General features: G+C 60.1%; 13 protein-coding genes and 1 tRNA gene. 5 read left to right on the plus strand and 9 right to left on the minus strand.

The window, feature by feature from the left end:
- Positions 1–403 precede the first annotated feature (403 nt).
- Complete coding sequence (locus BP858_RS09190) at positions 404–859, plus strand: ferritin-like domain-containing protein (RefSeq protein ID WP_286879347.1); 456 nt, start codon at positions 404–406, stop codon at positions 857–859.
- A gap of 111 nt (positions 860–970) precedes the next feature.
- Here the strand turns inward: BP858_RS09190 and BP858_RS09195 are convergent, their stop codons facing one another.
- Both BP858_RS09195 and BP858_RS09200 read right to left on the minus strand, forming a co-directional pair.
- On the minus strand, positions 971–2,155 hold the full coding sequence (locus BP858_RS09195; protein WP_074175449.1) for a cation:proton antiporter: 1,185 nt from the start codon (positions 2,153–2,155) through the stop codon (positions 971–973).
- A gap of 258 nt (positions 2,156–2,413) precedes the next feature.
- The gene (locus BP858_RS09200; RefSeq protein WP_062265699.1) at positions 2,414–3,082 is read right to left on the minus strand and encodes a class I SAM-dependent methyltransferase; all 669 of its coding nucleotides are present in this window, start codon (positions 3,080–3,082) and stop codon (positions 2,414–2,416) included.
- A 626-nt stretch (positions 3,083–3,708) separates the two neighbouring features.
- Between BP858_RS09200 and fdhD the strand changes: the two genes are divergently transcribed.
- Entirely contained in the window at positions 3,709–4,467 is a 759-nt protein-coding gene (fdhD, locus tag BP858_RS09205; RefSeq protein ID WP_074175448.1) for a formate dehydrogenase accessory sulfurtransferase FdhD, read from the plus strand.
- A gap of 355 nt (positions 4,468–4,822) precedes the next feature.
- Here the strand turns inward: fdhD and BP858_RS09210 are convergent, their stop codons facing one another.
- The 4 genes from BP858_RS09210 to BP858_RS09225 all read right to left on the minus strand — a co-directional run bounded on the left by BP858_RS09210 (position 4,823) and on the right by BP858_RS09225 (position 10,124).
- The gene (locus BP858_RS09210; RefSeq protein WP_286879342.1) at positions 4,823–7,489 is read right to left on the minus strand and encodes an aminotransferase class V-fold PLP-dependent enzyme; all 2,667 of its coding nucleotides are present in this window, start codon (positions 7,487–7,489) and stop codon (positions 4,823–4,825) included.
- A 174-nt stretch (positions 7,490–7,663) separates the two neighbouring features.
- Positions 7,664–8,848 carry an inorganic phosphate transporter gene (locus tag BP858_RS09215; protein WP_074175446.1) on the minus strand — a complete coding sequence of 395 codons (1,185 nt, stop codon included), beginning with the start codon at positions 8,846–8,848 and terminating at the stop codon, positions 7,664–7,666.
- A 5-nt stretch (positions 8,849–8,853) separates the two neighbouring features.
- On the minus strand, positions 8,854–9,483 hold the full coding sequence (locus tag BP858_RS09220) for a DUF47 domain-containing protein (RefSeq protein WP_062265691.1): 630 nt from the start codon (positions 9,481–9,483) through the stop codon (positions 8,854–8,856).
- 311 nt (positions 9,484–9,794) lie between these two features.
- Complete coding sequence (locus BP858_RS09225; RefSeq protein WP_286879343.1) at positions 9,795–10,124, minus strand: DUF1894 domain-containing protein; 330 nt, start codon at positions 10,122–10,124, stop codon at positions 9,795–9,797.
- A 146-nt stretch (positions 10,125–10,270) separates the two neighbouring features.
- On the opposite strand from BP858_RS09225, the gene BP858_RS09230 reads away from it, so the two are divergent.
- Positions 10,271–10,828: a nitroreductase family protein gene (locus BP858_RS09230; protein WP_286879344.1), complete on the plus strand. Its 558-nt coding sequence runs from the start codon at positions 10,271–10,273 to the stop codon at positions 10,826–10,828.
- A gap of 141 nt (positions 10,829–10,969) precedes the next feature.
- Here BP858_RS09230 and nth read toward each other — a convergent pair whose 3' ends face one another.
- The 3 genes from nth to pyrH form a co-directional block, all read right to left on the minus strand.
- Positions 10,970–11,626 carry an endonuclease III gene (nth, locus tag BP858_RS09235; protein ID WP_062265684.1) on the minus strand — a complete coding sequence of 219 codons (657 nt, stop codon included), beginning with the start codon at positions 11,624–11,626 and terminating at the stop codon, positions 10,970–10,972.
- A gap of 6 nt (positions 11,627–11,632) precedes the next feature.
- Positions 11,633–11,707 (minus strand) — tRNA-Pro (locus BP858_RS09240).
- A 54-nt stretch (positions 11,708–11,761) separates the two neighbouring features.
- Complete coding sequence (gene pyrH, locus BP858_RS09245; RefSeq protein WP_074175442.1) at positions 11,762–12,466, minus strand: UMP kinase; 705 nt, start codon at positions 12,464–12,466, stop codon at positions 11,762–11,764.
- A 21-nt stretch (positions 12,467–12,487) separates the two neighbouring features.
- Between pyrH and BP858_RS09250 the strand changes: the two genes are divergently transcribed.
- The gene (locus BP858_RS09250) at positions 12,488–12,661 is read left to right on the plus strand and encodes a transposase (protein WP_281768030.1); all 174 of its coding nucleotides are present in this window, start codon (positions 12,488–12,490) and stop codon (positions 12,659–12,661) included.
- Positions 12,662–12,783: 122 nt separating this feature from the next.
- A complete protein-coding gene (gene amrS, locus BP858_RS09255; protein WP_286879345.1) occupies positions 12,784–13,797 on the plus strand; it encodes an AmmeMemoRadiSam system radical SAM enzyme in 1,014 nt (337 codons plus the stop codon).
- Positions 13,798–13,833 lie beyond the last annotated feature (36 nt).

Genomic DNA, 13,833 nt, shown 5'->3' on the forward strand with positions numbered 1-13,833 from the left:
GCGGAGTGTGGGTTTGCGAGTATCGCTACCTGGTGAGACAGGGGAGGGGGCTTGCCCCCATTGGCGCGAACTTACCACGTGGGTGCACTGCGTTCCGGGTCGGCTATCGGTGAGGTTCAAGCTCGGTTACCCCCATGTCGGTTCTGGTGAACGCGGAGTATCCCCCGGCTCACCCCGGGGGGGAAGAACCGGGTCCGGGCTACCCCTGCACTCCCCCTGCGGCCCCGGACGCGGCTTTCCCCCGGCTATCGCCACCCGGGTCCAGTATCTGGAGTGAACCCGGGGATCAAGCCGGAGCTGGACCCACTCTGCTCGCCCCCTCGTTAACACACGCGATACCGGACCCCGGCCCAACAAGGTTTAAGAACCCTGGCGTGTTACTTGCCCGCCGGTGCATGAAGTCATGGATGTCGAAGAGTATCGTTCCATCATATCAAACGCCATCGACAGGGAGATTGAGGCTTACACCTTCTACCGCATGGTCAGGGAGAAGGTCAAGGACGAGAACCTGAAAAGCCTCTTCAACGAGCTTGCCGGAGAGGAGAGCAAACACAGAAAGACCCTCGAGGCGCTTCTCATGAAGGAGCCCCGAAAACTCGGGTTTGACACGAAGCGGGACTACAAGGTTGCAGAGACCCTGGAGACCCCGCCGCTCTCGGCCGACTTAAAACCACTCGACGGCCTGGTCATCGCGATTCGGAAGGAGCTCGACGCAATGCAGATGTACACCCAGCTCGCGAGTCTCAGCGTGGATCCAGAACAGATAGAGTTATTCGAGAGCCTCGCCTCGATGGAGCGCGGCCACAAGGCGCGCCTCGAGGACATCTACACCAACATGGCGTTTCCCGAAGTCTGGTGAGCCGGAAGCATCCCGGAGGGGGGCTCCGCCCTCCCCTCTCTGCGGATCCCAGTAGAGGGGAAAGGGATGCCGGGCCGACCCTTCAAAAAAAGGTTCTGGCTTCTCCCCGGGTTATTCTATAGCACAGTACGCGCCCCTGAAGAACCAGTTCCGGTAGACGATCGGGGTGATGATGGTAGTCAGCAGGCTCATCAGGACGATCGCCACAAAGATGTTCTGGCCGATGAGCCCCGAGTCCAGCCCGATCAGCGCGACGATCATCGCCACCTCGCCCCGCGGCGCCATCCCGAACCCGACGATGAGGGCGTCTTCGCGGCACATCCCCATCGCTCTGGCGGGCAGGCCGCACCCGATGACCTTGGTGACGATGGCGACCAGGGTCAGCACCACGAGGAAGATGAGGATGTCGGGGGTGAGCGCCTTGACGTCCGCGAGGATCCCAAGCGACACAAAGAAGATCGAGGCGAAGATGATCTGGAAGTACTCGGCGCCTTCCTTGACACCCTTGCTCTGCCGGAGCTCGACGCTGCCGAAGGAGACTCCGGCGATGAACGCACCGATGATCCCTGATAAGCCCACGAGATCGGCGAGCATCGCATAGAGAAACGCCATCATCATGGCGAAGATAAAGACGAACTCTGGATACCTCCGCGCCAGGGCTGATGCGTCCATGCGCTCGATGAGCCTTCGAACGCCGAAGAGCCCGGCGACGCCGGCGATGACGATGAACCCGACCGCTTTGGCGAACATAAGGACGATCCCTGCCACTGAGATCTCCCCGCTCACCAGACCGGTGGAAACGGAGAGCACCAGGAGAGAGAGAACGTCGTCGATGACCGCGGCGCCGATGATCGCCTTTGCCGCCCCGGTCTGGAGCATGCCAATCTCCTTGAGGACGTTCGCGGTGATGGCGATACTCGTGGCGGTCAGCGCCGTGCCGATGAATACCGCGCTTATGAAGTCGAAATCAAAGAGGATAGCAGTGGCGTAGCCGCCAAGCCACGGTATGACCACGCCGAGGGTTCCTATGACTGCGTAGCGTGCTTTCAGGATATCCCTGACATTGAACTCAAAGCCGATGACGAAGAGAAGGATGATCGCGCCCAGGTGGGCCAGACTCCGGACGAACTCCGTGTAGGTGATCAGCCCGAGCATGCTCGGGCCGACCAGGAGCCCCACGAGAATGGCCCCGATCGTCGCTGACTGGTTGATCCTGGATGCCAGGAGGTAGCCGGCGAGCGCGAGGAAGAGGAGGAGACTCATCTGGAACTCGATAGATAGTGCGGCGCTTTCCATAATTACCCAGAATTAGTGAGTATCGAGGTCTTAAGAATTATACGGAACCCGCAGGAGTTGCAGGGCAATTGCGGGTTGGTTGACACCCCCCGGGGCTAAACGCTCATGAGGCGCAGCGCGAGGCTACACGAGCGGAAAACAGCCTTTCCTCCGGGCGGGCTCCATGCGGTGGACTGTTTCAGGGCTGGAACCCCTCTCCTGGAGAGGACGCCGCCTCCGGGACGTGATGGAAGAGAGCAGGGATGACCGTTCTGCGCTTCACCCGGCTGCAACAAATACACCGGTGAAATGACAGATATACGGACAGAAGATCCGCTGGAATCCTGCGTTGAAGAGCTTCTGCCGGTATCCCCGGAATGTATCGATATACTGGTAATTCTTCCGCCGCATCTCAATCATTCCTTCCGCATCGCCCGGGGGGAGTCCGTGCTCCACCATGTACCGGCGCCACCGGTTCCTGGAGAGTGTCTCCTCCCACTCGCTTTCCGGCCTGAATATATCGCCGTTGATGAAGCGCCCTCCTTTGTTGAGCGTTGTATGGATACGGCGAATCACCGTAGCCCGGTCCCTGTCTGGGAGATGATGCAGACAGAGGGTTGTGATCACGAGATCAAACTGCTCATCCGGCCACACATCCCTGAAATCCCCTTCGATGAAGGAGACACCATCAAGTTTGGGTTTGCCTCGTGCGACGGCAAGCATCTCCGGCGTCATATCGATACAGGTTACCCTCGCTCCCGGATTTCTCCTGAGGATACGCTCCGTCACATAACCGGTCCCGCTACCCAGTTCAAGAACAGAGAGGTTTCCCGGAGGAATGCAATCAAGGGCTATCCCGAAGAAATGGTCTGCATACGGAATTATCTTCTCTATCTGTTCTTCGTAATGGTCTGCCGTGTCGTTGAAATGCTCTTTTGCCTTCATCATTACTCCACCTCGGGAATGCTTAATTTACCAACCCTTTCTTAAATAATAGTACATGTGTTATCCTTATAATAGACATATGCCATGCTCACGTCAGATTCCTCACTACTCCGCTCGTACCAGAACATTACAACCGCCCGGAAGGAGTCGGGGGCTGTCGTTCAGGTCATGAGGGGCGCAGGAGACAAACCTACCTCGGCGGGGCTTGCGGGCAGGCATCGAGCAGGAGAGCCCCCTCCGCACGGGGGAGGTGGGAGCGGTGCCCCTTCTTCACGAATCCCCCGCACGGCTCACCATCATAGTATTTGAGGTGTCATAGGATAGTATACCCAATGTTTGCGGGAAACCTGGGCAATCGGGGCTCACACATAGCCCTACGGCAGGGACTGCCCGAACAGGATAACCAACGCCTGTGGAGATCACATGAGACCTCGTTTGAAGCCGGGTCGTTGAAACAGGAAGCCCGCTTGCGCAAGCACCGGGTGGTTCACCGAGAGTACCCCGCACGGTCAGGGCCACTCCATCCCCAATCCCGGGGAGACGCCGGGTATTATAGTTCTGCACCGTGCACCTCTATGCACAAACGACCCTACTCCCGGGCCGCGTGCAAGCACTGTAACGTGAGGACCATGTTTAAAAAAATCCCCTGTATTCCCATCGACGACGGCTCCGCCGGGCAGACCACCCAGGATGCCGCCGAGGAGACGCCGGTTGCGATCTTCGTCAACGGGCGGCACATGACGACTGCGATCCTGAGCCCTGCCAGATTCGAGGACTTCATCACCGGCTATCTCTACACCGAAGAGATCATCAGGGATGTTGACGAGATCGAGTCGGTCAGGATTGAAGAGAACCGGATAAGTGTCCTTACCAGGAACCTCTTCAAGCGGGTCAGCACAAAGAAGACCATCCTCTCCGGGTGCGGGGGGGCTGTCTCCTACATCGACACAGAGAAACTGCCCACGATCAACTCCGATCTCATTATATCCATCCCCGAGATCGCGGCCGCCGTCGCCGCCCTCCTCGCTCCAGATGCCCGCATTCCTGCCGGCAGGATCGAGGCAGTCGCCCTCGTTGCCGGTGGCAGCATCATTGCCAGATCGGAAGATATAGACCGGCACAACGCCCTCGACCGGGTTATCGGTTACGGGTTGCAAAACTCCGTCGACTTCCCCCGGACAGTTGCCGTCAGCACCGGGTGTATCACCTCAGAGATGGTCAGGAAGTGTCTGATCGCCAACATCCCGGCGATCATCTCCACCGGATCTCCGACCGCCCTTGCCGTGGAGGTCGCAGAGGAGACCGGGCTCTGCGTTGTCGGGTCCGCCGGCACCCCGGATATAGCAGTCTATGCACACGCGGAGCGGATAGCAGGAATCGGCGCGTAGGGCGGCAGTAAGTCCACCTTCCGCAGTAAGACGATCGCGTCCTGGAATAATGAACGGGTGGACCAATTCACCGTATGGTGCGGGTTTGTGGGCGTGATCGCCAGCCGCACGCGGGGAGCGCGAAGGGTGGCGGGGGGGAAGACACGTCCTTCGCGTCTTCGCGTCTTCGCGTGAGACCTTGGTGGACTCAGCTTGCCCTGGCACTCTGATTTAATGAGGGTGTGAGAAAAATGCCGGGCCAGAACTCTTACTGGGATGAGCCGGGTAAGTGCCCCCGGAGAGAGCGCTTTTTGGGGTTATCCCGGTTGAGCGCCTGTTCTGGCCGTGGTGGGAGCGTGGGGCAGGGGACGGCGCCTCACCTGCCCCGGCTGATCTCGCCGACGGCTGCAAGAAGAAGGTCGATCTCCTGCTCGGTTGTGTAGGCCGCAAGGCTCGCCCGCACCGTCCCGTTTGGAAGGCCGAGATGCTCCATGAGCGGCTGGCAGCAGTGGTGCCCCGACCGCACAAGAATATCTGCCTCTTCGTCGAGCAGGTGGGCGGCCTCCTGCGGGTGGATGCCGTCGATGGTGAACGAGACGACACCAATACGTGACCCGGCCCTCCGGGAGGCATAGACCCTGACCCCGTCGATCCGGGAGAGCCCGTCGATGAGCCGGGCGGTCAGGCGCTCCTCATACTGGTGTATCCTCTCCATCCCGATCGCTGAGAGGTAGTCCACGGCGACGCCGAGCGCTATCCCGCCGCCGACGTTCGGCGTCCCGGCCTCGTAGCGCTGGTAGCCCTCGGCCGGCACATACCCCTCCGACGTCACGCTCTCGACCATACCGCCGCCGAGGACCTGTGGCTCGAGGATCGCCTCCCGCATCCAGAGAACACCGGTGCCGGTCGGCCCGAAGACCTTGTGCCCCGAGAAGCAGAGGAAGTCGCAACCGAGCTGCGAGACATCCACCGGCATGTGCGGCAGGGACTGTGCGGCGTCCACCAGGAGCAGGGCACCGTGTTTTTGGCACATCCGGGCGATCTCCGGAACAGGCGTCGTCACGCCGAGCACATTCGAGGCGTGGGTGACGGCGACAAGCCGGACGCCGCCTCTCTCCAGGGACTCCTCGAGCGCGGCGAGGTCGAGCGAGTAGTCGGCATTGATCCCGATCACGTCGAGGGAGACGCCCTGCTTGCCAAGCGCTCTCCACGGCAGGAGGTTTGAGTGGTGTTCCAGGATGGTGGTCACCACACGGTCGCCCGGCTTCCAGGAGAGCCCCTGCGCAACCATGTTGATAGCTTCCGTGGTGTTCTTCGTAAAGATGGTGACGCCCGCTTCCCCGCCGATGAACCGGGCCACCTTCTCGTGGGCATGCCAGTAGCGCTGGGTCGCGATCTGCGTCAGGCGGTGGATTCCCCTGCCGACGTTGGCCCGGTAACGGTGCTCGAACTCGACGAGTGCCTCTACCACCGGCTCGGGCGAGAAACTCGTCGCAGCGTTGTCCAGGTAGATAATATCGCCAAGGATCGGGAAATCCCGGCGGATCTCTTCTGCGGAAAATTCTTTTCCTGCCGGTGATGCCGGCTCACAGGATCGTGCAGTCTCCATCTCTGCCACCTCTATCAATTCCTTCACCGGGGCCGCCTGCAACGTAAAGTCATCGTTGAGGGGGATGCCCCGGTCCCTGCAGAGTTCACGCATCTTCGGCGGCAGCGCCCGCCACCGCCAGAGCCCCCACTGGTGGTAGGCGTCCGGCATTCCTGTCTTCTTTGCCCACCGCTCGAGGAACCCGTCCCAGCGTTCCGTCAGCTCCGGGTGCATCTTCCGGAGCCCCTCGTACTCACTCTCGAGCGCCGCCGGGCAGAGGTAACAGCCTATCCGCTCAAGCCCCTTCTCGTAGAGCGGGTTTATGGGGGCCTTGCGCCACCAGAGGTAGAGGAAGACCTCGAGCGCTCGCCAGTTCCGTATCGGTGAGACGTTCAGCTGCAGGGGGTTTGCCGGGTTCTGGCTCGTCTCGTCAAGGTCAGCACGGTTCCAGGACTCGTACCAGCGGTTCCCCTGGATGGTGACACAGGGGCCGACACCGCTAAGGTAGATCTTTAAGGGATGGAGTTTCAGGAGTTTGCAGCACCAGCGGAGGTCCTTCCCCGGCGGACCGGCCTTCTCGACTGCCTGGAAGAAGTCGCCGCCTTTCCTGATGATCTCGACGCCCTGCGACGCCACGAACTCCACCGTCTCCGGGAGTTCGATCCCGGTATCGATGAAGAACGCCTTCTCCACCCCTGCCTTACGGGCAAGGTGGAGGGCGGCGGTGCTGTCCTTGCCGCCGGAGAACGATACGTTCACGCACGGCCGGTCGTTCATGTGCTTTCTGATGGTGCGGACTGCGTTGCGCTCAAGGTTCTTCAGGTGATACCGGTTCTTCCCGATCACCACGTCCCAGCCAGGGTCGGGGCGAGTCCGGGGCTCGACAGGGACGAGTTCCTTCACCCGGACCTGCCCGTCCTTCACGACACCTGTGCCAAACCGGTTTTTGTAGGAGACGATAACCGTCCCGTCGGGCACAGGGGTCGATAAGGGGAACCGTTTCCCGCCGATACGCCCCTTGTGGGCGTTCACGGCATGCTCGGCTTCAAGGTCGACGATGCCGCGGGTTGCATGCGGCAGGATGTATGGGAGCGCCTCAGGGGCGATATCGAGGCTGAACTGCCGGGTGACCGGGTCAAACATGAGCCAGCCGAACCGGTCGCCATGCACGATCACAAGGTCGGCCCTGTCGGTACCGCCGGTCTTGTTCAGGAGCACGACTCCCGGCAGGGGGATATCGCCGAACTGCGCGGCAAGAAGGCCCCGGATAAGGGCCATATCCGCTGCCAGTGCAGGGCGGACATCATATGGCTGCAGGAGCGGGATCTCCCTGCTCCTGGCACCGCACGCGCAGGTGCGCCCGATGAGGGGGACGTTGCAGTTGTCGCACCAGTAGAGAATCTTTTTTACTGCCGGTTCACGCATTTCTGAAGAATACTTGGTTGTTGCAGGCATTAAGTGAACCGATGCTCATGGGCAGCCAGGCCGCCTGCCCCCGGGACGACCTGACTGCCCCGGATCGTCGATGAGGCTGTACTGGCCATCAACCCAACTGATGAGGATGCAGGGTACACCGGGTGCTTCGCGTGGCCGGTAGTCTACTGGGGAGTTTCACGCGGACCGGTCTGGTCATATAATCCCACCGGTGAGAGTCCGGGCGGCAAAGAAGCAGATCCCGGCCACGACCGCCGCCGCCGGTATGGTCAGGATCCATGCGATGAGGATCTCGCGAACCACACCCCACTTAACTGCCGAGTAGCCGCGGGTCGCGCCGACACCCATGATCGCGCCGGTTATCGCGTGAGTCGTCGAGACAGGAACGCCAAAGACGTTCATCAGCGAAAGGACACTCCCGGCAGCGGTCGAGGCGCAGAACCCCTGGTAGGGGCGTATCTTTGTGATCCGGTTGGCCATCTTATCCACGACGCGCCATCCGCCAAGGAGTGTTCCGACCGATATGGCGAGCGATGATGCCAGTATAACCCAGAGCGGGACGACAAACTCGGAGATCAGCCCGCCGGCAAGGAGCATGGCGGTGATGATACCCATCGCGTTCTGGGCATCGTTGCCGCCGTGACCTGCTGCCTGAAGCGATCCCGAGAATATCTGGAGGTTTCTGAAGTGACTCGTCAGGCGCCGTGGAGGGTAGTTGCGGAAGATGCGGGCGACGATGATACCGAGGGCAAACGCGGATATGAGCCCGAGCATGGGGGAGATGACGATGAAGATAATGACCGCCAGGATACCGCTGATCTTCAAAAACCCGGTTGCGATGGCGAGCGGGATGGCTATCGTCATCCCGATGAGTCCGCCGAGGAGCAGGTTCCACGGCTTGAAGTCACCCTTCCAGAGCGCAAACGCACCAGTGATGATAGCACCGGGAATCGCCCCGGCGAATCCGTAGACGATGACCTGCTTAAGCAGGGCAAGCGACGGCCAGAAGACTGCGCCAATCCCGGCGGCTGCAATTCCGGCGCCAAGAAGCCCCCCTATAAGGGCATGGCTGCTGGATACGGGGATCCCAAGATATGAAGTCGCAAGAACCCAGAGAACCGCACCGACCAGGGCCATGAGGATCAGCGGCGGCGTGAGGAATATGGGGTCGACGATCCCTCTCCCGATGGTCGCTGCAATCGCTGTGGTAAAAAGAAGGGGGCCGAGGAGGTTGAAGACCCCTGCGAGGAGCACCGCCTGCAGGGGCGTCAGGGCCTTGGTCGCAATGATGGTGGCGATCGAATTGGCGGCATCGTTCAGGCCGTTCGCGAAATTGAAGAGTAACGCGAGCAGGATGCCGAGGATGATGATCAGGTCCATAGCGGTCAGGTGTGTCTGATGGCTATATCGCTCAGGACATTTGCGACATCTTCACACTTATCGGTCGCCATCTCCAGGTTCTCGTAGATATCCTTGAGTTTTATGATGGTGATCGCATCCTCCGTCTTGAAGAGGTCCATAATGGCATGACCAAGGACATTGTCTGCGATATTCTCCAGGCGGTTCACCTCAATGCACCGTTCCTCGATCATGCCCGGATCGTTGATCGACCTGATGCTGTTGACGGCCTTCTCGATCTCGATGACGCTGAGCTGGATCAACTTTGCAAGTTCGACCATATGGGCGTCGGTCTCGGTGATGCCGTAGCCGTACATCTGCTGCACAGTGCCGTCGATGTAATCGAGGATGTCGTCCAGCGCCGATGCAAGCCGGGAGATCTCTTCCGGCTCAAGTGGCGTGATGAACGTCCGGTTCAGCTGCTCGTAGATTTGGTGCGTAATCTCGTCTCCCTGGTGCTCGATCTGCTTCATCCTGTAACACTGCTCTTTCACGTTCTCGAAATTCTCGACGAATTCGACCAGCAGATCGGCTGCGGTAACGACGGTCGCGGCCATCCTGTCGAAGAGATCAAAAAAAACCTTGTCCTGAGGGATTACCCACTCTTTAATGCCCACAATGATCGCTATAAGGTTTTTCTGTCAGGGGCTATATAGCGATCGGTCATACCACCCCACCTGGGCGGCAGGATCTGCTGAAATGGGAGCAGATTTATGATTTGAGCGTCAAGAAAGTTATTTTAGGCGATATTTGAGAGCTGCCGGCCCACTTTCGTGAACAGTTGCAGTCCCGGGGTCGTTGCAGGTTGCTCCCGCCCCGTCCCCGCAGACGTCCACCCTGCAACCCGGAGAGCAGGTGCGATACTTGAGCAACTGCCCCGCTTACAAAAGGGAGCAGGCGGAAAGCCCCCACGTTGGTGGAGGAGCAGTCACTCCGAGACCTTCACGAGGTTGTTACGGATAAAATCAAGGTCTTCTTCCTTTGCCGCCACCTCATAAAGCATTGTCCCATAGCCGGGACAGGGCTTTGTAAACGGTAGCAGAACCTTCTGTTTACGAATCTGGAGGCCGACAAGCATGGGAGACTTCAGAAGCATCTGGATATCTTTGAAGACAAAGTCCGGAGGCATCTCATAGTACTCTTTGCAGTGCTTTCGCACGTAGCCATTCACCTGTTCGGGTGTCACATCCATGAGGAGCACCTTTCCACCGAGGTTGTTTACGCACCGCGATGCCATCCATAGACTGTTCGCCCCCATACGAATAAACTTTGTGTTAACGCCCTGCTTGATAGGGGCTTGGCGTTAACAGTATTTCCTCATCTGACAGCGGGTCGGAGGTCGGGGGCTTCGTCGCACCCCCTGCCCGGACAACCATATATGGGTGGAGGTACAATGCGGGCATCATGGTCGTCGCAGAACTCTTCGGTAGATCCCCGGCCGGGAAGGGGTTTGAAAGTTTTCTCGATCTTGCCCGGAACCGCTACAGTGTCGGGTCGTTTACAAAGGCCGCAGTCGAGGAGGATAAACTCAATGCAGTCCTTGAGGCCGCCCGACTGGCCCCGACGGCGGCGAACCGGCAGCCCTTCCGGTTCATCGTGATTCGGACCGCCGGGAAGGAGAGCGCACTTGAGCGCATCTATGATAGAAAGTTCTTCCTGGAGGCGCCCCTCCTCGTGTGCGCCTGCACGGTCCCATCGGAGGCATGGACCCGCTCCGATGGGAAGAACTACAGTGATGTGGACGTGGCAATCGCCGTCGACCACCTGACGCTCGCGGCCGCGAGCCTGGGCCTTGGGACCCACTGGGTCGCCGCCTTCGATACCGGCGCGGCGCGTGAGGCCCTGGGCATCCCTGAGGGCGTCGAGCCGGTCGCGTTCACCCCGCTCGGGTATCCCGCGGACCGGCCGCGGGCAAAGCAACGCAAGGAGTTGTTGGAACTGGTGCGCTACGAGCACTGGTGAGCAAGAGCGCCCGTCATCTCTCCAAAAAGCCGCTCGCGGATCTCTACCGCCCGGCCGCATGCTGCGGGAGCCTTCCGGTTGAGCCGGAAGAGGGAGGGGCTTCAATAGTCTTCTCAGCTCCCGCCCTATCCAGTCATTCGCTCACTTTCTCCCGGCGCGGAGATCCCGGTAGTACCGGCAGAGATCCGCGACAACGCACTCCTCGTGCTTTGGGTTCTGCGCCGTGCAGACCTCGCGCCCGAGGCGGATCAGGAGATAGTTGATGTCCTGCCAGGTCTCCTCCGGGAAGAGGGCCATGAGGTCGCGCTCGATGATATCCGGGTTGGTGCTGTCGGTAAACCCGATCCGTTTCGAAACCCGGCGGACATGGGTATCGACGGCAATACCGACATTGATCCCGAACGCGTGAGAGAGGACGATGTTTGCGGTCTTCCTCCCAACGCCGGGGAGCGACTGCAGCTCCGCAATTGTCCTCGGAACCTCCCCGCCGAAGTCGGAGATAAGTTTTCTCGCCGTCCCGACGATATAGCGGGCCTTGGAGCGGTGGAAGCCGATGCTCCTGATGAGTGGCTCCACCTCCTCCGGCTCCGCGCGGGCGAGCGCCTCCGGCGTCGGGTAGCGGGAGAAGAGATCGTCGCGGATAGCATTGACAGCGCGGTCCGTCGTCTGCGCGGAGAGGATGGTGAGGATCAGCGACTCAAAAGGGCTGTCGAAATCGATAAAGTGGCGTTTGCCGCCGACGATAGGATAGTGTGCGAGGAGGCGACGGTACACCTCACAGGCGATCTCGCGGTTCATATCAGATGGGGCAGGGCAGATTCGAACTGCCGTCAAAGCGTCCCAAACGCTCTAGGATGGACCAGGCTACCCTACTGCCCCTGTACCACTACATATTGGGGAAGCAGACAAAAATAGTTACCGATGGGGAGGAGTTCAGGCAAGCAGGGGATTTGAGTTCTCCCTGCTCACGATGGTGCCGACAGAGGCCCCCTCCACGATTGCCCGGTAGAGGTTCTCAGGGTCACGGCCGTCGAGCACCAGGAGTGGGATCCCGGACCGCTCAACAACCTTTCCTGCAACGATGTCGAGCACCGTATTGGCACCTGCATCCATCCTGCCCCGGGTGATGATATCGAGGAGGTCTTGCGGCGTCAGATGCTCATACCTGACCGCGCTGGCATCCTTCTTCGGGTCGGCGCTGTAGATGCCGTCAACCGACGTGGCGTTGATCAGGAGATCGGCACCGACGCTCTCGGCGAGGACCGCGGATACCGCGTCGGTCGTCTGCGCAGGAGTGATGCCGCCCATGACAACGATCTTTTTAGTCTCTGCAAACTCCCGTGCCTCCGTGTAGTTCTCCGCAACGCGGGGGTAGGCCGCATCCCCAAGTCCGGCCAAGAGGAGGCGCGCGTTCAGCCTTGTTACCATGATCCCGAGTTCATCAGCCGCCGCCTCACCGGCGCTGAGGTCGCGGGCGACCCTGATGTACCGGCGTGCCTCCCCGCCGCCGCCGACAACGATAAAAATCTGGCACCTTTCGGCAATCCGCTTCAGGACAGAGACATACCGGCCGATATTGTTCGATTCAAGCGAAGGGACCAGAACCGAGCCGCCCAGGGATATGACGATCTTCTTCATTCCACCCTATTATTATCCCTGATGCCACTCATATACCTGTTGAAGATGCTGCACTGCCCTGTATGCAACTCCACAGAAGTCTGGATGATTACCGGCGGATACACCGGCCGGATCTACCAGTGCAAGCGCTGCGGTTACCGTGGAGCGCTGGTCATCGAGTACAACGAAGAAGGCGAGGAGAGAGACGGGCGGTAGCCCGACCTTGCACCACAGTGGTGAACTATCCCACCCCCCCGGCGCGGGACTTCCCGCTCATGCCGCCCGCGAGCCCCGCAAGATACATACCTCATCCCCCCTCATTCTCATGCGGTGGCCATATGCACGAAGCGCGACTCTATCAGAAACTGGAAGATAACACCGTCCGCTGCTCGCTCTGTCCCCACCGGTGCACCATACGGGAGGGAAAGCAGGGGGTCTGCGGCGTCCGCATCAACCGCAGCGGCACGCTCTATGCCGCAACCTTCGGAAAGGTTGCCGCCGAAGCAGTCGATCCCATCGAGAAGAAGCCGCTCTTCCATTTCCTCCCTGGAACGCTCTCATACTCGCTTGGGACCATCGGGTGCAACTTCCACTGTGAGCATTGTCAGAACTGGCACATCTCCCAGCAGACACTGGAGATGCAGGCGCTCCAGGACCTCAGCCCGGAGCAGGGCGTGGAACGGGCGCTGGCGTCAGGATCCGCGAGCATCGCCTGGACCTACAACGAACCCACCATCTGGCACGAGTACCCGCTTGCGATGGGAACGCTCGCGCGCGAAAAGAACCTCAGGACTATCTATGTCACCAACGGCTACATCACCGAGGAAGGGCTCCGCGAGATCTCGTCGATGCTGAGCGCGTTCCGCGTCGACATCAAATCGTTCTCAGACACCTTCTACCGGAAGGTCTGCGGGGGGCGGCTGCAGCCGGTCCTCGACGCGACGGTCCTCGCAAAAGAACTCGGGCTGCACATCGAGACGGTCACACTGGTCATCCCGGGGCAGAACGATTCCATGGAAGAGATGGAAGCGCTCATCAGGTGGGTGCTCGAAAACCTCGGGCCCGATACCCCGATGCACTTCACCCGGTTCCATCCCGACTATAAGATGCGGGGGGTAAGACCGACTGAGACCAGGACGCTTGAGAAGATCTACGAGCGTGCAAAAGACCTCGGGATCCACTACCCCTACCTGGGCAATGTCTTCAACCACCCCTACGAGAGCACCTACTGCCCCGCCTGCGGCAACCTCGTCATCGAGCGGTCGGGGTTTGGGGTCCGGATGCGGGGGCTTAAAGACCATACCTGTACGGAGTGCGGTGGGCGCATCGCGTATGTCTCCAAGATCGACTGAACAGAGCCCGCGGCGGTTCCTGACCGACAGGATGCT

This window comes from Methanoculleus sp. UBA413 (assembly GCF_002502935.1).
Taxonomy (GTDB): domain Archaea; phylum Halobacteriota; class Methanomicrobia; order Methanomicrobiales; family Methanoculleaceae; genus Methanoculleus; species Methanoculleus bourgensis.

Excerpts from the sequence above, each read along its gene's own strand:
- BP858_RS09190 (WP_286879347.1), top strand. The coding sequence starts at position 404 with ATGGATGTCGAAGAGTATCGTTCCATCATATCAAACGCCATCGACAGG.
- BP858_RS09195 (WP_074175449.1), bottom strand. The coding sequence starts at position 2,155 with ATGGAAAGCGCCGCACTATCTATCGAGTTCCAGATGAGTCTCCTCCTC.
- BP858_RS09200 (WP_062265699.1), bottom strand. The coding sequence starts at position 3,082 with ATGATGAAGGCAAAAGAGCATTTCAACGACACGGCAGACCATTACGAA.
- fdhD (WP_074175448.1), top strand. The coding sequence starts at position 3,709 with ATGTTTAAAAAAATCCCCTGTATTCCCATCGACGACGGCTCCGCCGGG.
- BP858_RS09210 (WP_286879342.1), bottom strand. The coding sequence starts at position 7,489 with ATGCCTGCAACAACCAAGTATTCTTCAGAAATGCGTGAACCGGCAGTA.
- BP858_RS09215 (WP_074175446.1), bottom strand. The coding sequence starts at position 8,848 with ATGGACCTGATCATCATCCTCGGCATCCTGCTCGCGTTACTCTTCAAT.
- BP858_RS09225 (WP_286879343.1), bottom strand. The coding sequence starts at position 10,124 with ATGGGGGCGAACAGTCTATGGATGGCATCGCGGTGCGTAAACAACCTC.
- BP858_RS09230 (WP_286879344.1), top strand. The coding sequence starts at position 10,271 with ATGGTCGTCGCAGAACTCTTCGGTAGATCCCCGGCCGGGAAGGGGTTT.
- nth (WP_062265684.1), bottom strand. The coding sequence starts at position 11,626 with ATGAACCGCGAGATCGCCTGTGAGGTGTACCGTCGCCTCCTCGCACAC.
- pyrH (WP_074175442.1), bottom strand. The coding sequence starts at position 12,466 with ATGAAGAAGATCGTCATATCCCTGGGCGGCTCGGTTCTGGTCCCTTCG.
- BP858_RS09250 (WP_281768030.1), top strand. The coding sequence starts at position 12,488 with ATGCCACTCATATACCTGTTGAAGATGCTGCACTGCCCTGTATGCAAC.
- amrS (WP_286879345.1), top strand. The coding sequence starts at position 12,784 with ATGCACGAAGCGCGACTCTATCAGAAACTGGAAGATAACACCGTCCGC.